This is a genomic window from Polynucleobacter sp. MWH-P3-07-1, assembly GCF_018687555.1.
Classification (GTDB): domain Bacteria; phylum Pseudomonadota; class Gammaproteobacteria; order Burkholderiales; family Burkholderiaceae; genus Polynucleobacter.
In genome coordinates this window covers 1,340,794-1,361,900 of the sequence record NZ_CP061296.1, presented here as the reverse complement: position 1 = coordinate 1,361,900, position 21,107 = coordinate 1,340,794, and the positions used below count along the sequence as shown (strand labels likewise).

19 protein-coding genes are annotated in these 21,107 nt (G+C 48.0%); 11 read left to right on the top strand and 8 right to left on the bottom strand.

The window, feature by feature from the left end; genetic code table 11:
- The first annotated feature begins 4 nt into the window (after window positions 1–4).
- Window positions 5–232, top strand: coding sequence for a sulfurtransferase TusA family protein (locus tag ICU98_RS07135; protein ID WP_215353207.1), 228 nt, complete (start codon window positions 5–7; stop codon window positions 230–232).
- Between the two features lie 12 nt (window positions 233–244).
- On the opposite strand, the gene galU is transcribed toward ICU98_RS07135, so the two are convergent.
- Window positions 245–1,129: a UTP--glucose-1-phosphate uridylyltransferase GalU gene (gene galU / locus ICU98_RS07130; protein WP_215351781.1), complete on the bottom strand. Its 885-nt coding sequence runs from the start codon at window positions 1,127–1,129 to the stop codon at window positions 245–247.
- A gap of 24 nt (window positions 1,130–1,153) precedes the next feature.
- Window positions 1,154–4,063, bottom strand: a complete 2,910-nt coding sequence (locus ICU98_RS07125) for a valine--tRNA ligase (protein ID WP_215351779.1) — start codon at window positions 4,061–4,063, stop codon at window positions 1,154–1,156.
- Window positions 4,064–4,087: 24 nt separating this feature from the next.
- Here ICU98_RS07125 and ICU98_RS07120 point away from each other — a divergent pair, with 24 nt between their 5' ends.
- Window positions 4,088–6,436: a UvrD-helicase domain-containing protein gene (locus ICU98_RS07120; RefSeq protein ID WP_215351777.1), complete on the top strand. Its 2,349-nt coding sequence runs from the start codon at window positions 4,088–4,090 to the stop codon at window positions 6,434–6,436.
- Here the strand turns inward: ICU98_RS07120 and ICU98_RS07115 are convergent.
- From ICU98_RS07115 to ICU98_RS07105, 3 genes are read right to left on the bottom strand one after another with little or no spacing between them, the layout of a single operon-like run.
- Window positions 6,433–7,215, bottom strand: a complete 783-nt coding sequence (locus ICU98_RS07115) for a BPSS1780 family membrane protein (RefSeq protein WP_215351775.1) — start codon at window positions 7,213–7,215, stop codon at window positions 6,433–6,435. The two genes, ICU98_RS07120 and ICU98_RS07115, sit on opposite strands and share 4 nt — an antisense overlap.
- On the bottom strand, window positions 7,212–8,183 hold the full coding sequence (locus ICU98_RS07110) for a homoserine kinase (RefSeq protein WP_215351774.1): 972 nt from the start codon (window positions 8,181–8,183) through the stop codon (window positions 7,212–7,214). The genes ICU98_RS07115 and ICU98_RS07110 overlap by 4 nt, the downstream gene beginning before the upstream one ends.
- Window positions 8,184–8,186: 3 nt before the next feature.
- Window positions 8,187–8,597 carry a hypothetical protein gene (locus tag ICU98_RS07105; RefSeq protein WP_215351770.1) on the bottom strand — a complete coding sequence of 137 codons (411 nt, stop codon included), beginning with the start codon at window positions 8,595–8,597 and terminating at the stop codon, window positions 8,187–8,189.
- A gap of 84 nt (window positions 8,598–8,681) precedes the next feature.
- Between ICU98_RS07105 and polA the strand changes: the two genes are divergently transcribed.
- Genes polA through ICU98_RS07090 form a run of 3 tightly spaced genes read left to right on the top strand, consistent with a single transcriptional unit; the run spans window position 8,682 to window position 13,084 of the window.
- Window positions 8,682–11,432 (top strand): DNA polymerase I, encoded by a 2,751-nt coding sequence (gene polA / locus ICU98_RS07100; protein WP_215351767.1) that lies wholly within the window; start codon window positions 8,682–8,684, stop codon window positions 11,430–11,432.
- Window positions 11,432–12,307, top strand: a complete 876-nt coding sequence (locus ICU98_RS07095) for a dienelactone hydrolase family protein (RefSeq protein ID WP_215351764.1) — start codon at window positions 11,432–11,434, stop codon at window positions 12,305–12,307. Before polA ends, ICU98_RS07095 begins: the two co-directional genes overlap by 1 nt.
- Before the next feature lie 3 nt (window positions 12,308–12,310).
- Window positions 12,311–13,084 (top strand): ZIP family metal transporter, encoded by a 774-nt coding sequence (locus ICU98_RS07090; RefSeq protein ID WP_215336120.1) that lies wholly within the window; start codon window positions 12,311–12,313, stop codon window positions 13,082–13,084.
- Window positions 13,085–13,092: 8 nt separating this feature from the next.
- On the opposite strand, the gene ICU98_RS07085 is transcribed toward ICU98_RS07090, so the two are convergent.
- Together ICU98_RS07085 and ICU98_RS07080 are read right to left on the bottom strand one after the other, a co-directional pair.
- Window positions 13,093–13,923, bottom strand: coding sequence for a sulfurtransferase (locus ICU98_RS07085; RefSeq protein WP_215351762.1), 831 nt, complete (start codon window positions 13,921–13,923; stop codon window positions 13,093–13,095).
- A gap of 43 nt (window positions 13,924–13,966) precedes the next feature.
- Window positions 13,967–15,073, bottom strand: coding sequence for an aromatic ring-hydroxylating dioxygenase subunit alpha (locus ICU98_RS07080; protein ID WP_215351760.1), 1,107 nt, complete (start codon window positions 15,071–15,073; stop codon window positions 13,967–13,969).
- A gap of 161 nt (window positions 15,074–15,234) precedes the next feature.
- Between ICU98_RS07080 and xseB the strand changes: the two genes are divergently transcribed.
- Genes xseB through folE2 form a run of 4 tightly spaced genes read left to right on the top strand, consistent with a single transcriptional unit; the run spans window position 15,235 to window position 19,165 of the window.
- Complete coding sequence (gene xseB, locus ICU98_RS07075; protein WP_215336115.1) at window positions 15,235–15,468, top strand: exodeoxyribonuclease VII small subunit; 234 nt, start codon at window positions 15,235–15,237, stop codon at window positions 15,466–15,468.
- Window positions 15,469–15,490: 22 nt separating this feature from the next.
- Window positions 15,491–16,381 carry a polyprenyl synthetase family protein gene (locus ICU98_RS07070; protein ID WP_215336113.1) on the top strand — a complete coding sequence of 297 codons (891 nt, stop codon included), beginning with the start codon at window positions 15,491–15,493 and terminating at the stop codon, window positions 16,379–16,381.
- A 26-nt stretch (window positions 16,382–16,407) separates the two neighbouring features.
- Window positions 16,408–18,312, top strand: a complete 1,905-nt coding sequence (gene dxs / locus ICU98_RS07065) for a 1-deoxy-D-xylulose-5-phosphate synthase (RefSeq protein WP_215351759.1) — start codon at window positions 16,408–16,410, stop codon at window positions 18,310–18,312.
- A gap of 25 nt (window positions 18,313–18,337) precedes the next feature.
- Window positions 18,338–19,165, top strand: a complete 828-nt coding sequence (folE2, locus tag ICU98_RS07060) for a GTP cyclohydrolase FolE2 (RefSeq protein WP_215351757.1) — start codon at window positions 18,338–18,340, stop codon at window positions 19,163–19,165.
- 4 nt (window positions 19,166–19,169) lie between these two features.
- Here folE2 and tsaD read toward each other — a convergent pair whose 3' ends face one another.
- Window positions 19,170–20,234: a tRNA (adenosine(37)-N6)-threonylcarbamoyltransferase complex transferase subunit TsaD gene (gene tsaD / locus ICU98_RS07055; RefSeq protein WP_215351755.1), complete on the bottom strand. Its 1,065-nt coding sequence runs from the start codon at window positions 20,232–20,234 to the stop codon at window positions 19,170–19,172.
- 76 nt (window positions 20,235–20,310) lie between these two features.
- On the opposite strand from tsaD, the gene rpsU reads away from it, so the two are divergent.
- Window positions 20,311–20,523, top strand: a complete 213-nt coding sequence (rpsU, locus tag ICU98_RS07050; RefSeq protein WP_011903537.1) for a 30S ribosomal protein S21 — start codon at window positions 20,311–20,313, stop codon at window positions 20,521–20,523.
- A 135-nt stretch (window positions 20,524–20,658) separates the two neighbouring features.
- A complete protein-coding gene (locus tag ICU98_RS07045; protein ID WP_215351753.1) occupies window positions 20,659–21,105 on the top strand; it encodes a GatB/YqeY domain-containing protein in 447 nt (148 codons plus the stop codon).
- Window positions 21,106–21,107 lie beyond the last annotated feature (2 nt).

The window sequence follows — 21,107 nt, the reverse complement described above, 5'->3', positions numbered from 1 at the left end:
GAATATGGTCTTTAATGCGGAAGTGGACGCGATTGGTATGAATTGTCCGCTACCCATTTTGCGTACCAAGAAGGCTTTGGCCACTATGCAATCAGGTGAGGTATTGAAGATCAAAGCGACTGATGCAGGCGCAGTGCATGACTTCCCTGCGTTTGCCAAGCAAACTGGCAATGAACTGCTTGCTGCTGGAAAAGAAGGCGATGTTCTGATCTTCTTTATGAAAAGAAGATAAGCGACACCTAATTTAGGCCAGAGAGCGACTTTTTAGGTAGGCAGCAAAGTCAGTGCCAACCTCTGGGTGGCGTAAGGCAAATTCAATCGAAGCCTTGAGGTAGCCTAGCTTGCTACCACAGTCATAGCGAACACCGCTGTACTCATAAGCAAATACGGGCTCTTCCTTGAGAAGAGATGCAATGGCATCGGTTAATTGAATTTCGCCACCAGCGCCTGGTTTGAGGTCGCGGATGTGTTGAAAAATATTAGACGAAAGCACATAGCGACCCACAACTGCCAAATTAGATGGCGCATCTTTCGGTTGGGGTTTCTCTACGATGCCATCGAGACGATATATTCCCTTGCTCACTTCTGATCCCGAAACAATTCCATAAGAACTGCTCTTGGCGGGATCAATTTTTTCTACTGCCAGCACTGAGCCTTTTTGAGCATCATGCACAGCGAGCATTTGCTTGAGAACGGCAGGCTGACCATCTAATAGGTCATCCGCCAGGATGATAGCGAAGGGCTCATCGCGGACGAGTTTCTCTGCGCATAGAACGGCATGACCCAGACCTAGGGCTTCGGGTTGACGAACATAAACACAGTCGACATGACTTGGTTTGACATTGCGGACGATCTCCAGGAGGGCTTGTTTATTCTTGGCCTCTAACTCTGCTTCTAGTTCGTATGCTTTATCAAAGTGATCTTCAATGGCGCGTTTGCTGCGACCCGTAACGAAAATCATTTCAGTAATACCTGCCGCAATAGCCTCTTCAACCGCGTATTGAATCAATGGCTTGTCAACCACGTTCAACATTTCCTTTGGGCTAGCCTTGGTGGCTGGCAAGAAGCGAGTGCCCAAACCGGCAACTGGGAAGACGGCTTTAGTAACAGGTTTATTCAAAGTGGTCATATCGCGCAGTCATTGATGAGTGAGTTATTTCAGACGCTCTAATTGTGCTACAAGCTTCTCATGATTTTGTTCAAACCCTGTAAGACGTTGTTTTTCCTGGGCTACCACCTCTTCTGGGGCCCGGACCACAAAGCTCTCATTGGAGAGTTTGCTGCGAGCTTTCTGGATCTCATTGGCTAGACGATCAATCTCTTTGCCCAGACGAATACGCTCAGCACCCACATCAACCTCAATTTTTAGAAGAAGTTTCAGATCTCCCACTAGAGCCATGGGTGCTCCAGAAGCTTCTTTTTCCATAGAGGCCTCATTTTGGTAGATCTTCACTTCAGATAATTTAGCTAAGGCCAGAAGATAAGGTGTGGCTTGCTTCAGGAAAGTCTCAGGACCGCAAATCCAAAGGGGCACTTTTTGTGCGGGGGAGACTTGCATTTCTCCACGCAAGTTACGGCAGGCATCCACCATGGCCTTAATTTGATTTAGCCATGCTTCACTCGCTATATCGATTTTTTCAGGCTGGGCAATTGGGTAGGGCTGCAATGCAATTGTTTGTTTGGTTTGCTGTGCAAGCTCTTTACCTGTCTTGGGGGCAAGGGTTTGCCACAGGGTCTCAGTGATGAATGGAATCAGAGGATGGGCTAAACGCAAAATAGTTTCTAGAACACGCAGCAAGGTTCTGCGGGTAGCGCGTTGCTGTGCTGGAGTTCCGGTTTGAAGTTGAACTTTGGCAAGCTCTAAGTACCAGTCACAATATTCATCCCAAACAAATTGGTAGATGCTATTGGCGATATTGTCGAAGCGATAGTTTTGAAAACCTTTTTCAACTTCGGCTTCGGTTCTTTGCAATGCTGAAACAATCCATTTGTCTGCTGGCGAGAAATCAAGGTAGCCCTCAGGACCGCATTGATCATCGCAGGGTGCAAAGCCATTATCTTCAAGAGTGCCAGGGCAGTTCATTAAAACAAAGCGCGTGGCATTCCAAAGCTTATTACAGAAATTACGATAACCTTCGCAGCGTTTTTGATCAAAGTTGATGTTGCGACCTAGGGATGCCAGGGATGCAAAGGTGAAGCGCAAGGCATCTGTTCCAAATGCAGCGATACCCTCCGGAAACTCTTTGCGAGTGCGCTTACTAATGCTCTCAGCTTGCTTAGGGTTCATAAGCCCCACAGTTCTCTTATTAACCAATGCGTCGAGTTCAATGCCGTCGATGAGGTCGATGGGGTCTAAGGTATTGCCCTTGGACTTACTCATTTTCTGACCTTCAGCATCGCGCACTAAGCCATGTACATATACCGTATGGAAAGGGACCTTACCAGTGAAATGACAAGTCATCATCACCATGCGCGCTACCCAAAAGAAGATGATGTCAAAGCCAGTAACTAAAACAGAAGAGGGCAAGAAATGGTCAAGCGCAGGGGTTTTATCTGGCCAGCCGAGAGAGCTAAAAGGAACGAGAGCGGAGCTGAACCAGGTATCCAATACATCGGGATCACGATTTAACTCTCCTGAGTAGCCCGCTGCAGCTGCTTGCGCTTTCGCTTCTGATTCAGAGCGTGCTACAAAGATTTGACCTTGATCGCCATACCAAGCGGGGATTTGATGGCCCCACCAGAGTTGACGAGAGATACACCAGTCTTGGATATTTTCTAACCACTGCGTGTAAGTACTGATCCAGTTTTCTGGAACCAGTTTGATGTCGCCTTTGGTTACCGCCTCTAAGGCGGCAGCTGCGATCGAGGAACCAGGTTTGTATTGATTATCGGGACTGGGTTTAGAGACAGCCACGAACCATTGGTCAGTCAACATGGGCTCAATGATGGTTTGGGTTCGGTCACCGCGTGGAACCATCAATTTGTGAGGCTGCACCTTTTCTAAGAGTCCAGCTTGGTCTAGATCGGCAATAATTTGTTTGCGTGCAGCAAAGCGATCTAAGCCCTGATATGCCGCTGGTGCATGCTCATTAATCTTGGCATCTAGTGTGAGAATATTAATGAGAGGTAATTGATGGCGTTGACCAACCGCATAGTCATTGAAGTCATGTGCGGGGGTGACTTTAACGACCCCAGTACCAAAGCTCAGATCGACGTAGTCGTCAGCAATGATTGGAATCTCACGATCGCAAAGCGGCAACACAACGGATTGACCAATCAGATGTTGATAGCGCTCATCGTTGGGGTTGACCATCACCGCCACGTCACCCAATAGGGTCTCGGGGCGAGTGGTGGCCACAATCAGTTGGCCAGAACCGTCTGCGAGCGGATAGCGGATATGCCACATCGAGCCGTCTTCTTCTTCGCTAACTACTTCGAGATCAGAAACGGCAGTACCCAAAACAGGATCCCAGTTGACAAGCCGTTTGCCGCGGTAAATGAGGCCTTGCTCATGGAGACGCACAAAGACTTCAACCACGGCTTTGGACATTTTGCTGTCCATCGTGAAATATTCTTTAGCCCAATCAATCGAGGCGCCAAGACGACGGATTTGACGGGTTATGGTCGAGCCAGAAGTTTCCTTCCACTCCCACACTTTTTCCAAGAACTTCTCACGACCTAAATCGTGACGAGAAACTTTTTGGGCATCGAGCTGACGCTCAACCACGATTTGGGTGGCGATACCAGCATGATCGGTGCCAGGCACCCACAGGGTATTTTTACCTGACATGCGTGCATGTCGAACCAGCCCATCCATGATGGTTTGATTAAAAGCATGCCCCATATGTAGGGTGCCCGTTACATTGGGTGGTGGGAGCTGAATACTAAAGTCACCTTTACCCTCATCTAGCGTTGCATCGGCAATGCCCCGCTTTTCCCACTCGGGACCCCAAAAGGCTTCAATCGGGGCTGGTTCATAGGATTTAGCAAGTTCATCCAAGGGTTGCTGATTGCCCTCAGGATTTTTTGATGATGAATTAGGGGTATTCGAGGCATTTGGCATAAGAGGCAAATTATAATTGGGCTGATGTACTCCGACTTACTCGCCAACCTCAATCCAGAACAGGGCGAGGCAGTTACCCTCCCTCCTGTTGATCAAAACGGCCATGCCCAATCTGCTTTAATTCTGGCGGGGGCAGGAAGCGGCAAGACTCGTGTGCTCACAACCCGAATCGCTTGGTTGATCCAAACAGGGCAAGTTTCCCCAATTGGGGTCTTAGCGGTGACTTTTACGAATAAAGCCGCCAAAGAAATGCTGATTCGCTTGGGGGCGATGTTACCGATTAATACCCGTGGCATGTGGATTGGGACCTTTCATGGTCTTTGTAATCGACTACTCAGAGCTCACCACAAAGAAGCCGGTTTGCCCTCCACTTTTCAAATTCTGGATACTCAAGATCAACTCTCAGCCATTAAGCGCTTATTGAAGGGCCTAAAGGTGGATGATGAAAAGTACCCACCTAAGCAATTGCAGTACTTTATCGCCCATGCCAAAGAGAGGGGTCTGCGTGCCAAGGATATAGACAGCGGCGATGATTTTCAGGCAAAGATGGCACAACTCTATCAAGCCTACGATGAGCAATGTCAGCGTGAAGGCGTGGTAGATTTTGCAGAGCTCTTACTGCGTAGTTATGAGTTGCTCAAGCACTCTGAAGCGATTCGGACGCATTATCAAGAACGCTTTCGTCATATTTTGATTGATGAGTTTCAAGATACAAATGCCTTGCAATATGCCTGGCTCAAATTACTTTCTGGACATGACGGTGGTCGTTCCTCTACGCAGCGAAGTGCTGTCTTTGCGGTGGGTGATGATGATCAAAGTATTTATGCTTTCCGTGGCGCCGATGTTGAAAACATGCGTTTATATGAAAAACAGTTTCATCCCATGATGGTGAAATTGGAACAAAACTATCGATCACATGGACATATTCTCGATACGGCGAACCACCTGATTTCCAATAACACTGAGCGGCTCGGTAAGAATCTTCGAACAGATGCTGGGCATGGTGAGCCAGTACGTATTTATGAGGCTGCAAGTGATGGCCTAGAGGCTGCTTGGCTCGTAGATGAAATCAAGGCCCTGATCAATAGTGGTATTAAGCGCACCGAGATTGCACTGCTCTACCGTAGCAATGCCCAGTCACGAATTATTGAGCATGCTTTGTTCTCTGCAGGACTGCCTTATCGTGTGTATGGTGGCTTGCGCTTCTTCGAGCGTGCTGAGATTAAGCATGCTTTGGCTTATTTACGTTTGCTCGAGAATCCCAATGACGATACTTCTTTCTCACGGGTGGTGAACTTCCCGACGCGTGGCATTGGTGCTCGTTCAATCGAGGCATTACAAGATGCCGCTCGTAATCAACAATGCTCTCTTTACTTGGCTGCCTCTAGCCTGGAGGGTAAGGCGGGAGCTGCGCTTGGCGGTTTTGTGCGTTTGATTGATCATATGCGTGAAGCAACCCGACACAATACTTTGCCTGAAACCGTGGAGTTTGTGATTCAGCATAGCGGCCTGATTCAGCATTACTTGGGTGAGCGCGAAGGCCAGGATCGAGTGGAGAACCTACAGGAATTGATTAACGCTGCCACTGCATTTATTGCAGAAGAGGGCTATGGGCAAGACGCTAAAGCAGCCACCTTGCCCGGTGAGAATGCGCCAGGTGATGTTGAAGTTTCACCCCTGGCTTCCTTTTTGTCTCATGCTTCATTAGAGGCTGGCGATAACCAAGCCCAGGCTGGGCAGGATGCTGTGCAATTAATGACAGTCCATTCTGCGAAAGGCCTGGAGTTCACATCCGTCTTTATCACTGGTCTTGAAGAGGGTTTATTCCCTCATGAGAACAGCGTTAACGAACTCAATGGCCTAGAAGAAGAGCGGCGCTTAATGTATGTTGCGATCACTCGTGCCAAAGAACGTCTATATCTGTCGCATACCCAATCTCGTATGTTGCATGGTCAGGTGCGCTACAACATGCCTTCCCGCTTCCTCGAGGAACTACCGGCTGATTCGCTGAAATGGTTAACTCCTAAAGCCAAAGACGCACGTTGGGGTGGCCGTACTTCGGGCTCTACCTGGAATGACGGCTATACCCGTCAACGCGAGTATGAGTCAAATGATTTCTTTGATTCCGGCAGCGATCGTCAAGCGACTAAGCCCCATAGTTCGCTAGCAACTACCGTCAAAAGAATGGCTGCGCCCCCGCGTGATACGTATCCATTTAAGATTGGCCAAAATGTCTTTCACACAAAGTTTGGTGAAGGCCGCGTTACTGCTTTAGAAGGGTTGGATGCTGATGCACGGGCTCAAATTCATTTCAAGCGCAATGGCATTAAGTGGCTACAACTTAGTATTGCTAAGTTGGCTGCGATAGATTAATCGCCCATTACCATTGCTTCATCAGTAATGAAGCTACCCTTCCAGCTCGCATAAAAAGAGCAATGCATGATGGTGAGACCACCCATTGAAATCGGCGCAATGATGAAAGAAGCGGCTTGACCCAGGTTCACTGTATCTAGTGATGCGCCGACCAATAGAGGAATGGCGACCAGAATCGCTGCCCAGATTAGGATGTAGTACAGAAATGCCCCACGGTTTGTCCAACACGCTATCCAACTTGAGAAAAGTGCCTGTGGGATTGACATGTTTTCCCAAGCAACGAGTACAGGGGAGAACCACATTAATACCGCAATAGGGAAGTAGAGTAAACCGCCAATCAGTAAAGCCCAATAGAGCTGATGGATTGCTTCAGGTGTTATGGCTTGATCATTGCTAATTAAGGGAATGAGGGCTTGAACGTTGATGAATAAACCCAGGATCAAACTCAGCACAAAAATCATGATGGCGTAGAGCAAGCCCAATTGCAGAATGCGCTTGCGAATCAGTGGAGTTGATCGAAGCGCACAAAAGTAGACTTGTGGAACAATCCGCTCTCCCTGAATCGCTTGGCGACAAGCCGTCATAAAGCCTACAGATAGGGTGGGGGTCAAAACGAGCACGGCAATGACGCCAATGATCGGAATCAAAATAGCCAGTTGTGCAACTAAAACATAGATGAAGACGAGCATCAGAAAGGCAAGGGGATTTTGCTTAAATAACCAAAAGCCCTGGCGAATCCAGTGATAGCCCTCTTGAATGCCTACTGAGTTGAGTTTCATACGGCGCGCCGGCTAAGTAGAATCTTTTCGAAATGCTTTGGATCATGTGGTGTGAGTATTTCGGCATTGCGAGGTAGATAAAAATCCCAGAGCCGGGATATCCAAAAACGCAGTGCAGCTGCACGCAACATCATTGACCAAGACTCTTTTTCAATGGGGCTTAACGGACGAACCGCTTCGTAAGCATTGAGCATTGCCTCGAGTCGTTGTGGATCCAAATCTTTTTTATTCTCAGCAAGACACCAGTCATTTACCGTGACCGCGAGGTCAAATAACCATTTATCAGTTCCTGCGAAGTAGAAATCAAAGAAGCCACCCAGAAGATCGGGGGATTGATTCGGTTGTGGATCAAACAGGACATTATCCCTAAACAAGTCGCAGTGACTGGCGCCAAATGGCAGCGCGGAATATTCAGAAGAAGCAAAAAATTGCTCTTGTGCTGCTAACTCAGTTTGAAGAAGATCTTGTTGATCTGCGCTCAAATGGGGGAGGACTTCCGGAACTGTTTTTTGCCACCAAGCTAAGCTGCGAAGGTTTTCTTGGGTCTGCCCAAAGTCTTTTGCTGCCAGATGCATCTTGGCTAGCATTTCACCAACTAGGGCACAGTGATGGCTATCTGGGCTCAGTCTAGATAAGCCCGGAAGCTTGCTGACTATGGCTGCAGGTTTGCCTTGAAGTTCAAATAGGATTTCACCATATTGGTTTTCAATTGGTCTAGGTACCGAAATACCTCGATTGGCTAAATGGCGCATCAACTCGAGATAGTAGGGAAGCTGCTCGGCAGTCAGTCTTTCAAAGATGGTGAGGATATATTCTTGGGGCTTGCCTTCCAGCGAGGTATCCAAAAAGAAATTGGAATTCTCAATTCCACCATGAATGCCACGAATGCCAGTGGCGTCGCCAATCCGAAAATCTCGAGCAATCCACGCTGAGATATCGCTCAGCTCAAGTGGGGTAAAAACGGCCATGAATTACTTAAATGGAATGCTGATGCTAGGTACGCTGAGTAAGCTACCCTCGCCAGAGGGAGGTCCAGGCATCACTGAATCTGGTGGAGACATGTCATAAGTAGTTAGGCGGGTCTTGACTTGAACCTGGGTTGGACTATTGGCATCTTTGTATTCAGTAATTTGCGTGCCATTCTTATCGGTGTACTGATAGCTTGGATTCCGTTTGCTGCTGGAGTTCGCTGAATCCGAAGCAGTGACGGGCTGTGCAAGTGGCTGATTATTAATGAGTTCAAGCTCATTGGGGCTGAGGGCTTGACTTGTCCCTTGAGCCCAGGTGTTGCTGACCCCGAAAACACTAAAGGCCATCAAAAAACTCAATAAAGTCAGGGTATAGCTCAAAGTGTGGCCAAATAAGTAACTAATAGCGTGCATGATTTTCACCTTTTAAAGCCTACCGCCCGGTTTTCGATTCACCAGACTGGCAGGTAATTCACCACTAGATTGTACGATTGCGGTATGACTAAACATAGACTCTTATTGATAGACGGCTCAAGCTACCTCTATCGCGCCTTTCATGCCATGCCAGATCTCAGAAATGGGGCGGGTGACCCCACTGGGGCGATCTACGGCATGGTGAATATGATGCGCCGGGCTCGTTCAGAGATTCAGGCCGACCATATTGCCTGTATTTTTGATGCCAAAGGGAAGACCTTTCGGGATGAGATGTATCCCGAGTACAAAGCCCATCGCTCCCCGATGCCAGAAGATTTGGTGAAGCAAATCGAGCCAATTCATGCCCTGGTCAAGGCCCTGGGCTGGCCTGTTTTAGTGGTTTCAGGGGTCGAGGCTGATGACGTGATTGGCACCTTGGCTTGCCAGGCAACTCAGGCTGGCTGGGAGACGATTATCTCTACTGGGGATAAAGACTTGGCCCAGCTCGTGAACGCATCAGTGAGTTTGATTAATACGATGACTGATGAACGTCTGGATGCTGAAGGGGTGGTTGCGAAGTTTGGCGTCCCTCCAGAGCGCATCGTAGATTATCTGAGCATCATCGGCGATGCGGTAGATAACGTACCTGGGGTGCCAAAAGCAGGCCCAAAGACAGCGAATAAATGGTTGGCTGAGTTTGGGGACCTCGACAGCTTGATGGCGAATGCGGATCAAGTCAAAGGTGTCGTTGGTGAAAATTTACGCGCTGCTCTCGCTTGGTTACCTCAAGCGCGACAACTCATTACTGTGAAGACAGATTGCGATTTGTCATCCCATGTGCCCAGTCTAGATGAGCTTCATGCAAAACCAGAAGACAGTCAGCTACTGCGTGAATTATTTGAACGTTACGCATTTAAAACTTGGTTACGCGAAGTTGAGCAGGTCGGTGGTTCATCTCAAGTCACTTCGCCAACCTCCTTGGCCTTGGAGGCTACTACTTCACCATCGCCTGAAATGGGTGCGATGCACAGTGCTGTTGAAAAAAATTATGAGTGCATTTTGGATGAGGCTGGTCTCGATAAATGGATTCAGAAAATTCAAGGAGCGAGTCTCACCGCAGTGGATACTGAGACTACCAGTTTGGATGCACTTGCCGCACAGTTAGTGGGTATTTCCTTATCAGTACATGCAGGCGAGGCTTGTTATATTCCGGTAGGTCATCTCAATGCGCCAGAGCAATTAAAGCGGGAGTATGTACTTGACCGACTAAAGCCTTGGCTAGAGAGCAAAACGCATTTCAAGGTGGGTCAAAACTTAAAGTATGACGCCCATATTTTTGCAAACTATGGCATCGCCTTACAGGGTGTCCAGTTCGATACCTTGCTCGAGTCTTATGTGTTGGAGTCTCATATGCCACACAATATGGACAACTTAGCAGAGCGTCATCTGGGCATGAAGACGATTAAGTATGAAGAGGTTTGTGGCAAAGGCGTTCATCAGATTGGTTTTGATCAGGTTGATCTTCAAACAGCCACCAAGTACTCCGCTGAAGACGCTGATATCACCTTACGCTTGCATCTGGCCTTGTGGCCTCAAATTCAGACTAGCCCCGGCTTGCTCTACGTCTACGAAAAAATTGAAATGCCCGCAATGCGCGTCCTCGGCATCATGGAGCGCAATGGCATTCGGATTGACTCTGCCTTATTAGCTCAGCAGGGTCAAGAAATTGGTAAGCGCTTGTTAGCCTTGGAGAGGGAGATCCATCAGTTAGCCGGTCAGCCTTTTAATATTCAGTCGCCAAAACAAATTGCGGAGATTCTGTTTGGCCAGCTTCAATTACCTGTGATCAAGAAAACCCCATCTGGTAGCCCTTCCACCGATGAGGAAGTTTTACAAAAGCTGGCAGAAGACTACCCATTGCCTGCTCGCATTTTGGATTACCGCAGTCTCGCTAAATTGATGTCGACTTATATTGAGAAATTGCCAAGGATGGCAGATCCTCAAACTGGGCGCGTACATACCAATTTCTCTCAGGCCGTTGCGGTCACTGGTCGCTTGGCATCGAGCGAACCCAATTTACAAAATATTCCAGTACGAACTGAAGAGGGGCGGCGCATTCGCGAAGCGTTTATTCCCGCGCCAGGATGTAAATTGCTCTCAGCTGACTATTCACAAATCGAGTTGCGCATCATGGCGCATATTGCTGAAGATGCAAATCTACTCGAGGCATTTGCTACGGGCAAGGATGTACACCAGGCAACTGCTGCGGAGATCTTTGGGATCCCCTTGGCGGAGGTAAGCTCGGAGCAGCGACGTTATGCCAAGGTGATCAACTTCGGCTTGATTTATGGCATGAGCGCATTTGGTCTAGCGGGAAATCTGGGCATTGAAAGAGGGGCAGCTCAGAATTACATTGCCAAGTATTTTGAGCGTTACCCTGGCGTTGCCCAATACATGGAGAGAACCCGTCTAGAGGCTCGCGATAGGGGTTATGTTGAAACCGTTTTTGGGAGACGCTTGTGGTTGCCTGAGATTAAGTCTAATGGTCCGCGCAGACAAGGTGCTGAACGAGCCGCAATTAATGCGCCTATGCAAGGTACTGCGGCAGATTTAATTAAGCTGGCAATGATTGCAGTAGAAGATTGGTTAGAGAAGGAGCAATTGAAGACTAAGATGCTCTTGCAGGTCCATGATGAATTGGTGTTTGATGTTCCCTTGGACGAGATTGAAATCTTACAAGCGAAATTGCCTGAGTTGATGTGTCAGGTTGCGCAACTTAAAGTCCCATTAGTGGTTAGTATTGGGGTTGGTGATAACTGGGAGGAAGCACATTAATGAAATCAAATATGCCCTTAAATCGAAGAGCTTTCTTAAAAACTTCTGCACTGACTGCAGGAGTGATGGGGGTTGGCTTTGCCCCAGCATCTATGCCAGTGATGGCTGCTGCAATCAAAACCGATTTTGTCGGTCTTGAGGCTGGCGAGCAGAATATTCAGATGGGCGACTATCAGCTGCCCATCTACGTAGCACGTCCACAGAATGCTAAAACATCTTTACCTGTCATTATTGTAGTAAGTGAAATCTTTGGTGTGCATGAGCACATTGCTGATGTTGCCAGACGCTTCGCAAAGCTTGGCTATCTTGCCATTGCACCAGATTTCTTTATGCGCGCTGGAGATCCGAATAACTATGGCAGCATTGCCGAGATTTTTACTAACGTCATTTCTAAAACACCTGATGATCAGGTGATTGGTGATCTCAAGGCCACCATGAATTGGGCTGGCAAAAATGGCGGTGACCTAAAACGGGTTGGCGTTACTGGATTCTGCTGGGGTGGTCGTATCACCTGGTTAGCTGCGACCTTGCCGCAAGTGAGGGCCGGGGTAGCTTGGTATGGACGTTTAATTGGTGACAAAACTCCAGGTAATCCTTTGCATCCCGTAGACATTGCTGCTCAATTACATGCCCCTGTCCTCGGCCTCTATGGCGGAGCGGATACCGGCATTTCTCTAGAGAGTGTTGAGCAAATGCGGGCAGCATTGGCAAAAGCAGCACCCACTAATCCTGCAGCGAGAGATTCTATGATCGTGGTCTATCCTGATACTCCGCACGCCTTTCATGCAGACTATCGAGATTCCTATCGTGAAGGTCCCGCCAAAGATGGCTGGAGCAAGTGCTTAGCCTGGTTCAAGAAAAACGGAGTTATTTAACCGGTGTCAATTCTTCAAAACATTCTGTTAGTTACCATTCTTGCGGGATTGGTGAGTGTCTTAATTGCAGCCAGCTTCTCCTTGGGCTTGCTTTCCAAGATGGTCGACAATATGGTGAGCGTTTCAGTCGGCATTTTGTTGGCAACGGCCTTATTGCATTCTTTACCAGAAGCATTTAGCTTCCCTAATACCAAGCCGCAAATTTTGTTCGGAACTTTATTGGCTGGCCTGTTGGGATTTTTCTTATTAGAAAAAATTGCTTTGCTAAGACATAGTCATCATCATGAGGGTGATGGCCATGAGCACCATCATGGCCATGATGCTGAAGTCGCAGGTAGAAGCGGGTGGATGATATTGGTTGGTGATGGCCTGCATAATTTTGTCGATGGTGTTTTGATTGCCGCTGCTTTTATGGCCAATTATGAAGTGGGCTTCTTCACTGCGATTGCCATCATTGCTCACGAAATTCCCCAAGAGATTGGCGACTTCATGGTGTTGCTGAATGCGGGATTTTCAAAAAGTCGGGCGCTCCTATATAACTTGCTCTGTGGTTTATCAGCTGTGATCGGTGGTGTTTTGGCTTACTTCTTTCTAGAAAAAGCCCATGCGATGATGCCCTACTTACTGGTGATTGCTTCGAGTAGTTTTATCTATATTGCAGTGAGCGATCTCATTCCACAAATGCATCGTCGACCACATTGGGCTGAGTCATTGCGCCAAACTATATTGATTGCTTGTGGAGTAGGTTTTGTACTGCTCTTATCGCAAGCGTCATAGCGCTTAAATCAACGCCCTACAGGGCGACTGGGATCAGCACACCATTCGCTCCAGCTGCCCGCATATAAGCGCGCACCCCTTAAGCCGGCAACTTCCATCGCTAGTAAATTATGGCAAGCGGTCACGCCAGATCCACATTGATGAATCACTTCTGCTGCTTTAGTGGTGCCAAGTAAGTCCACATAATCTTGGTAGAGCTGTTCAGGCGATTTGAAGAGTTTTCCAGAGAGATTTTCTTTATAGCAATGATTGAGGGCCCCTGGAATATGGCCACCAACGGGATCCAGCGTTTCATTCTCACCATGAAACCGATCGCTTGCTCTGGCATCAACAATTTTCTTTTGATGAGTTTGAAGATTTGTAAGCACCTCTTCCAGTAATGCTAGCCCAACATAAGGCATGGCATCGATAGGATGGGCGCTAGCAGTAGGTTGGCGCGGAGTTTTGCCAATCGGACCGCTCCAAGTATCAAGTCCACCATCTAGTACGCGCACGTTAGCATGGCCTGTAGCTTTGAGCATCCACCACAGACGGCTAGCAAAGATGGAGCCTTGATTGTCGTAAGCAACAACCAAAGTGTTGTTGTCCATCCCTAGACGTGTTTTAGTTTCAGCCCAATCTTCTGGTGAGGGTAGGGGGTGTCTACCATTTTTACCGGTTTTGCTGCCCGATAAATCCTGATCGAGATCAACGTAAAGAGCGCCAGGAATATGATTTTCTAAATAGGCTGTCTTGCCCGCTGATGGATTGGCTAAATCAAAACGACAGTCACAGATCAACACATCTTCGCCGCTATTAATGATTTCTTCTAGCTGGTTAGCGGTAATCAGTGGATTCATGTGGGAAGCCTGTCTTAAAGAGGGTTTTCTGATTAAAGCATTATTAGATGTCAGAGAGCTGCATCACCCGTCTATACCACTCATGAAAGTGCTGCATGCCATCCTCCATTGGGCTTTGGTAAGGGCCAACCTGATTGATACCCCTCGCCAGCAGGGCTGCGCGACCCGCATCCATCCGCTCTGCGATCTCATCATCTTCAACGCAGGTTTCCATGTAAGCAGCGCGCTCAGCTTCAACAAACTCACGTTCGAACAAGGCAATTTCTTCCGGATAATAAAATTCGACAATATTGCGAGTTTTATTAGGGCCCATAGGGTGCAGGGTAGAAACGCAGAGGACGCCTGGATACCACTCAACCATGACATTAGGGTAATAGGTTAACCAAATTGCGCCATGGCGCGGTGTCTTCCCATTGAATTGACGTAAGACGGCGTCATGCCATTGCTGATAAGTAGCAGAGCCTGGTTTTTCCAGATTCTTATGAATACCTACAGTTTGAACGCTATGCCAATCACCAAATTCCCAATGTAAGTCTTCGCAAGAAACGAACTTACCTAAGCCTGGATGAAAAGGAACCACATGGTAGTCCTCAAGATAAACCTCAATAAAGGTCTTCCAGTTGTAGTTGCAGTCATGCACTTCAACATGGTCTAAGACATAGCCATCAAACTTGAGATCATCAGCAACGCCGAGATTCGCTAGGTCTTTGCAAACATCCCGTGGACCTTCAAACAGAAGCCCTTGCCAGTTTTGCAGGGGAGACTTGCCTAAGTTAAGACAAGGTTTATCTTCAAAGTGAGGTGCGCCCAAGAGCTCGCCATGTAAATCATAAGTCCAGCGATGCAAGGGGCAAACAATGTTATCAACTTGGCCGCTGCCATTGAGCATCAGCGCCTGACGATGACGGCAAACGTTGGAAAGTAATTCGACACCAGATTCATTGCGCACCAGTATGCGCCCCTCGTTTTCGGCAGCAATTGTGCGATAGGAGCCTTTTTCAGGAACCATGAGTTCGTGACCGACATAACTCGGCCCCTGCTTAAAAAGCAGTTCAATTTCACGTTGGTATAAATCAACGTCAAAATATGCCGAAACCGGCAGTTGTAGATTGGACGGTGCAAGTTTCTGCACGGTAGCCAGATTAGTCATTCTCCCCACCCCCGAAAACGTCAGCCGAAGCTAAGCGGAATAACCAATCCAACCATCGACGTATCGATATTGGAAAGGAAGGGGGTGATTATACCCATCTAGACCCCATATCGCTTTAATATGTAGGGCTATTCGCATGGAAATCCAGAGAAAGTCAGCATATGGCATCTAAAAAACCCGAGAACTCAGGCGCTGGCCTAGAGGTTCAAATTGATCCGAATTTGCGCTACGAGCAAGCCGTTAAAGAGCTTGAGAAGCTGATTTCTGACATGGAATCAGGCAAGTTTTCTCTGGAAGAAACTTTATTGGCCTACCAACGGGGCGCAGCCTTGCTTAAACATTGCCAGGCTGTCTTGGCGCAAGTTGAGCAACAGGTGAGAGTCTTCGAAGCTTAGATTGCACTCTAGGTAGTTCACCATGAGCGAATTAATTTCATTTACTGAATGGCTTGCGAGTCATACGCACAGGAGCGAGCAAGCTCTAGAAAGTTTGCTCGATGCGCAAACCTCGATCCCCACGCGCTTGCATCAAGCAATGCGTTATGCGGCTCAAGGTGGGGGTAAACGCATGCGGCCACTGTTGGTTTATGCCGCCGGCGAATTGGGCGATGCTAATCCTGAAACTTTGGATGCGGCTGCTACCGCCATTGAATGTATTCATGCCTATTCACTAGTACATGATGATATGCCTTGCATGGACGACGATGATTTACGGCGCGGACGACCCACTGTGCATAAAGCATTTGATGAAGCGACTGCACTCTTGGTTGGCGATGCTTTACAAACACGGGCTTTTGAAATCTTGGCTCATGCTAATTGTTCAGCTGAGATTCGTCTGTCGATGATCAGTGCACTTGCTGCAGCATCTGGCTCTCGAGGAATGGCTGGCGGTCAGGCGATTGATTTAGAGAATGTGGGTAAGCAATTGGACTTATCGGGTTTGCAGCAAATGCACGCCATGAAAACCGGTGCGTTATTGTCGTGTGCAGTTGAGATGGGCGCTATCGCATCCCATCTCGATCAGGCTCAAATGATGCACTTGCGTAATTACTCGCAAAAGTTGGGTCTGGCTTTTCAGATCATCGATGATGTCTTGGATGTCACCGGCGATAGTCAAACCCTAGGAAAAACTGCTGGAAAAGACGCTGCCCAGGACAAACCAACCTATGTCAGCTTGATGGGTTTAGACTATGCCCGTAAGCAGGCTCAAGAGCTTCAGGTCGAGGCAATTGCGAGTTTGGCTAGTTTTGGCAGTAAGGCGCAAGCATTAAAAGAGTTGGCGCTTTTGATGGTGAATCGCGGCAAGTAAAGAACCATCACCTATTATTTGACTCAATGACTTTAGATTCTATTCACACTCCCGCAGACTTAAAAAAGCTCTCTCGCGAAGACTTGCCTGAGCTGGCAGATGAGTTACGTCAATTTATCCTAGACTCAGTTTCTAAGACAGGCGGGCATCTTTCCTCTAATTTGGGCACTGTTGAGCTGTCGATTGCGCTTCATTATGTATTTGATACACCGGCTGATCGAATCGTTTGGGACGTAGGGCATCAAAGTTATCCCCATAAGATATTGACGGGACGTCGTGAGCAAATGAACACCTTGCGTCAACTCGATGGCTTGGCAGGTTTTCCGCGCCGCTCTGAAAGTGAATACGATGCCTTTGGTACCGGTCATTCATCTACGAGTATTTCTGCAGCAATGGGTATGGCCCGTGCTTTTCAAACCCTTGGCGAGCGTCACGTAGCAGTTGCAGTCATTGGTGATAGCGCGATGACTGGCGGCATGGCCTTTGAGGCAATGAATAATGCAGGTGTCTATGACGATCTACCACTTGTTGTGATTCTGAATGACAACGATATGTCGATCTCACCAGCAGTGGGTGCTTTGAATCGTCACCTGGCAAGATTGCTGAGTGGCAATATTTATTCAGCCACTAAAAAAGGGATCGATAGTGTGCTTTCTATTGCCCCTCCGCTACGGGAGTTTGCTAAGCGTCTTGAAGATCATGCCAAGGGTATGGTCTCACCTTCAACCATCTTCCAAGAATTTGGCTTTAATTATTTTGGCCCCATCGACGGACATGATCTCGATGCCTTGGTGCCCATGTTGCAGAACGTAAGACGCCTGGCGATAGAAGGGCGTGGCCCCCAGTTCTTGCATGTGGTTACTCGCAAAGGTCAGGGCTATGAATTGGCCGAAGCGGACCCAGTCCTGTATCACGGCCCCAGTAAATTTAATCCGGATGAGGGCGTTAAAAAGCCTGCAGCTCCTTCTAACAAAACGTTTACCCAGGTCTTTGGTGAGTGGCTATGTGATATGGCAAACGCCGATCCCTTGCTGATTGGCATTACGCCAGCAATGCGTGAGGGCTCTGGTTTAGTAGAGTTTGAGAAACAGTTTCCAAATCGTTATTACGATGTTGGCATTGCCGAACAACATGCGGTCACGTTTGCGGCTGGCATGGCTTGCGAAGGCATGAAGCCTGTAGTTGCGATCTACTCGACCTTTTTACAGCGTGCCTACGATCAATTGATTCATGATGTGGCGATCCAGGATCTACCGATTCTGTTTGCTCTCGATCGCGCTGGCCTAGTTGGGGCGGATGGCGCAACCCATGCTGGCTCATACGATATCGCTTTCTTGCGGTGTATTCCAAACATGTTGATCATGACGCCAAGCGATGAAGCTGAGTGTCGAGATCTGCTGACAACGGCTTATCACCAGAATCATCCTAGTGCTGTTCGTTATCCACGAGGCGCAGGTATTGGTTCAATCCCTTCAAAAGAATTGCGTACTGTTCCATTTGGTAAAGCAGAGCTTCGCCGAAGATCTTCTGCGGTATCCGGTAAGCGTATTGCGATCTTGGCTTTTGGTACTTTGCTCTATCCCGCCCTGGAAGTGGCTGAACAACTCAACGCTTCAGTAGCAAATATGCGCTTTGTTAAACCGCTCGATGTCGAGTTGTTAAAGACTTTGGCCCAGGACCATGATTACTTTGTGACGATTGAAGACGGCGTGATTCAGGGTGGAGCGGGCAGTGCTTGCTTAGAAGCGCTGGCTGCAATGGCTATCAATAAACCCCTTCTTCAATTGGGCTTACCTGACAGCTTTATTGAGCATGGTGATTACAAGCTACTGATGGCCGGCTGCGGTTTAAATGCCGAAGGGATTTTGAAGTCGATTCAGGAGCGATTTCCGGTGATCCTGCCTGTTAATCCGGCAGTGATCGGCAAATAATTCGGTTTTATCCGAAAATATACCCATGAATGATTTAAGCGCAGCCTTTTTAAAGACCCAAAGCATGCCCGATGTGCAGTCGACTCGGGATGAACGGGCCTTAGCTATCGAGCAAGTTGGGATTCGTGGAGTGCGTCATCCCTTAACTGTGCGTAGTAAAGCCGGTAGCTTTCCATCGGTTGCTACATTTGAAATGAATGTCGCTTTACCTGCACACATCAAAGGTACGCATATGTCACGCTTCATTGCACTCTTGCAAAAGCAAGAGGCAGCAGTGGATAGCACAACTGCGGTGAATTTAGTGCAGGAGATGTTGCCTCTGTTAAATGCGACTGAAGGCCAAGTGCAATTTACGTACACTCACTTTGTTAAGAAGTCTGCACCGGTATCTGGCGTTGAAAGCTTGATGGACTATGAAGTTACATGGACAGCCCATGCTCGTCAAAATGCCAATGGCACTCTAGAAACGCAGCTGCATTTACGGGCAGTTGTTCCTGTCATGAGCTTGTGCCCTTGCTCAAAAGAGATTTCTGAATTTGGTGCGCACAACCAACGTTCACACGTCACCATGTCAGTGGCGCTTGATCCTCAAACACAAATGACTGTGGAAGATTTAGTTTCTGCTGCAGAGAGCGAAGCCTCTAGTGAGTTGTGGGGTTTGCTCAAACGCCCTGATGAAAAGTGGGTTACTGAGCACTCTTACAGTAATCCGAAGTTTGTAGAAGACTTGGTCCGTGATGTGGCTGGCCGCTTACAAGAAGATCAACGTATTCAATCTTTGGTAGTTGAGGCTGAAAACTTTGAATCGATTCACAATCACAGTGCCTACGCCAAAATTAGTTTGACGAAGTAACTCACTAAGAATCCACTAAGTCCCAGCGGGGCTTGACATCAAACGATCCCGATTGAGTCGCGGCATTATTTTTTTGTAGCATGCGCAACGCTCCTGCAAATGCAATCATGACCCCGTTATCCGTACATAGTGCAAGTGGGGGATAGTGAACTGCAAAGCCATGTTTACTAGCACTTGCGTTCAGCGCGAATCTGAGTTGCTTGTTTGCAGCAACGCCGCCAGCGAGAACCAGGTCTTTGCAGCCTGTCTGCTGAATTGCTTTTTCAGACTTGCGAAGCAGAACGGCAACCAAGGCCTCAACAAAACCCCGCGCAAGATCCGCATGAAATTGCATAACTTCATCAGCGTTAGCGATGTTCTTTGCTTCGAACTGTTTGACTTGATTTAAGACTGCAGTTTTGAGTCCTGAAAATGAAAAGTCGAAGTCTCCTGAATGCATCATAGGCCTAGGTAAATCAAAGCGACCTGTTTGCCCTTTTTCGGCAAGTGCAGAAAGAGCGGCTCCCCCGGGGTAATCCAGGCCTAAGAGTTTGGCGGTTTTATCAAAAGCTTCGCCAGCGGCATCATCAACCGTTTCGCCAAGGAGTTCGTATTGGCCAATATCTTTGACCAACATGAGTTGGGTGTGTCCTCCTGAAACCAGTAGGGCGACAAAAGGGAAATGGGGTGCAGATGGGCCTAAGAGCGGGGAAAGCAGATGGCCCTCAAGATGATGGACCCCTATTGAGGGAATATTGAGTCCTTGAGCTAAAGATTTGGCAAAAGCAGTGCCGACTAGGAGGGCGCCCGCTAAACCTGGGCCTTGGGTATAGGCGATCGCATCAATATCGCTCAGCTTCAGACTTGCCTCCGTAAGGCTTTGTTCTAAAAGGGGTAAAACCCGGCGGATATGGTCGCGTGAGGCCAATTCTGGGACAACACCCCCATAATCTCGGTGCATGGCAATCTGGGAGTGCAATCCTTGCCCCAAAACCCCTTGTGAGGCGGGTAGACCCCTTTCCCAGGGCTTGGTGTTGTATAAAGCCACCCCTGTCTCGTCACAAGAACTTTCTACTCCTAAAACAATCATTTTTGGCCTGGTCGTGCTAGAATCCGTGATTCAGTTAAATTTCGATATTTTTCGAGCATAAACGAGTTAAACCAGTATGACTACAGTCCGCCTACGCGAAAACGAGCCCTTTGAAGTAGCTTTACGCCGTTTCAAACGCACCATTGAGAAAAACGGCCTCTTGACCGACTTGCGCGCGCGCGAGTTTTACGAGAAGCCAACAGCTGAGCGCAAGCGCAAAAAAGCTGCTGCTGCAAAACGCCATTACAAGCGTATTCGCAGCCAAATGTTGCCTAAGAAGCTCTACTAAGTAGCTTTTCAGAATATTAAAGCTCTCCTCACCGAGAGGCTTTGAACCCGCTGACGGTGATTCGCAGCGGGTTTTTGCTTTTTTAATACCAGAGCATTTACGATAAGAATTCATTTCCATTAAACGGATTTATTTATGAGCCTCAAAGACCAAATCACTGAAGATATGAAAACCGCAATGCGTGCCAAAGAAGTGACACGACTTGGAACCATCCGCTTGCTATTAGCAGCCATCAAACAGCGTGAAGTAGATGAGCGTGTGGTGGTGGATGACGCTGGTGTTTTAGCGATTGTTGAAAAACTGATCAAGCAGCGCAAAGATTCGATTGAGCAATTTGCAAAAGCAGGGCGTGATGATCTCGTAGCGGTAGAGCAGTCAGAGATGGTGATTTTGCAGGATTATCTTCCTGAGCAATTATCGGATGCTGAGATTGCTGCCGCAGTATCGGCCGCCGTTAGTGCTAGCGGTGCATCTGGTCCGCAGGATATGGGTAAAGTCATTGGAATTCTGAAACCCCAGTTGGCAGGTAAAGCGGATATGGGCAAAGTCTCTGGCTTGGTTAAGGCTGCTCTCGCAAAATAAGT

Excerpts from the sequence above, each read along its gene's own strand:
- ICU98_RS07135 (WP_215353207.1), top strand. The coding sequence starts at position 5 with ATGGTCTTTAATGCGGAAGTGGACGCGATTGGTATGAATTGTCCGCTA.
- galU (WP_215351781.1), bottom strand. The coding sequence starts at position 1,129 with ATGACCACTTTGAATAAACCTGTTACTAAAGCCGTCTTCCCAGTTGCC.
- ICU98_RS07125 (WP_215351779.1), bottom strand. The coding sequence starts at position 4,063 with ATGCCAAATGCCTCGAATACCCCTAATTCATCATCAAAAAATCCTGAG.
- ICU98_RS07120 (WP_215351777.1), top strand. The coding sequence starts at position 4,088 with ATGTACTCCGACTTACTCGCCAACCTCAATCCAGAACAGGGCGAGGCA.
- ICU98_RS07115 (WP_215351775.1), bottom strand. The coding sequence starts at position 7,215 with ATGAAACTCAACTCAGTAGGCATTCAAGAGGGCTATCACTGGATTCGC.
- ICU98_RS07110 (WP_215351774.1), bottom strand. The coding sequence starts at position 8,183 with ATGGCCGTTTTTACCCCACTTGAGCTGAGCGATATCTCAGCGTGGATT.
- ICU98_RS07105 (WP_215351770.1), bottom strand. The coding sequence starts at position 8,597 with ATGCACGCTATTAGTTACTTATTTGGCCACACTTTGAGCTATACCCTG.
- polA (WP_215351767.1), top strand. The coding sequence starts at position 8,682 with ATGACTAAACATAGACTCTTATTGATAGACGGCTCAAGCTACCTCTAT.
- ICU98_RS07095 (WP_215351764.1), top strand. The coding sequence starts at position 11,432 with ATGAAATCAAATATGCCCTTAAATCGAAGAGCTTTCTTAAAAACTTCT.
- ICU98_RS07085 (WP_215351762.1), bottom strand. The coding sequence starts at position 13,923 with ATGAATCCACTGATTACCGCTAACCAGCTAGAAGAAATCATTAATAGC.
- ICU98_RS07080 (WP_215351760.1), bottom strand. The coding sequence starts at position 15,073 with ATGACTAATCTGGCTACCGTGCAGAAACTTGCACCGTCCAATCTACAA.
- xseB (WP_215336115.1), top strand. The coding sequence starts at position 15,235 with ATGGCATCTAAAAAACCCGAGAACTCAGGCGCTGGCCTAGAGGTTCAA.
- ICU98_RS07070 (WP_215336113.1), top strand. The coding sequence starts at position 15,491 with ATGAGCGAATTAATTTCATTTACTGAATGGCTTGCGAGTCATACGCAC.
- dxs (WP_215351759.1), top strand. The coding sequence starts at position 16,408 with ATGACTTTAGATTCTATTCACACTCCCGCAGACTTAAAAAAGCTCTCT.
- folE2 (WP_215351757.1), top strand. The coding sequence starts at position 18,338 with ATGAATGATTTAAGCGCAGCCTTTTTAAAGACCCAAAGCATGCCCGAT.
- tsaD (WP_215351755.1), bottom strand. The coding sequence starts at position 20,234 with ATGATTGTTTTAGGAGTAGAAAGTTCTTGTGACGAGACAGGGGTGGCT.
- rpsU (WP_011903537.1), top strand. The coding sequence starts at position 20,311 with ATGACTACAGTCCGCCTACGCGAAAACGAGCCCTTTGAAGTAGCTTTA.
- ICU98_RS07045 (WP_215351753.1), top strand. The coding sequence starts at position 20,659 with ATGAGCCTCAAAGACCAAATCACTGAAGATATGAAAACCGCAATGCGT.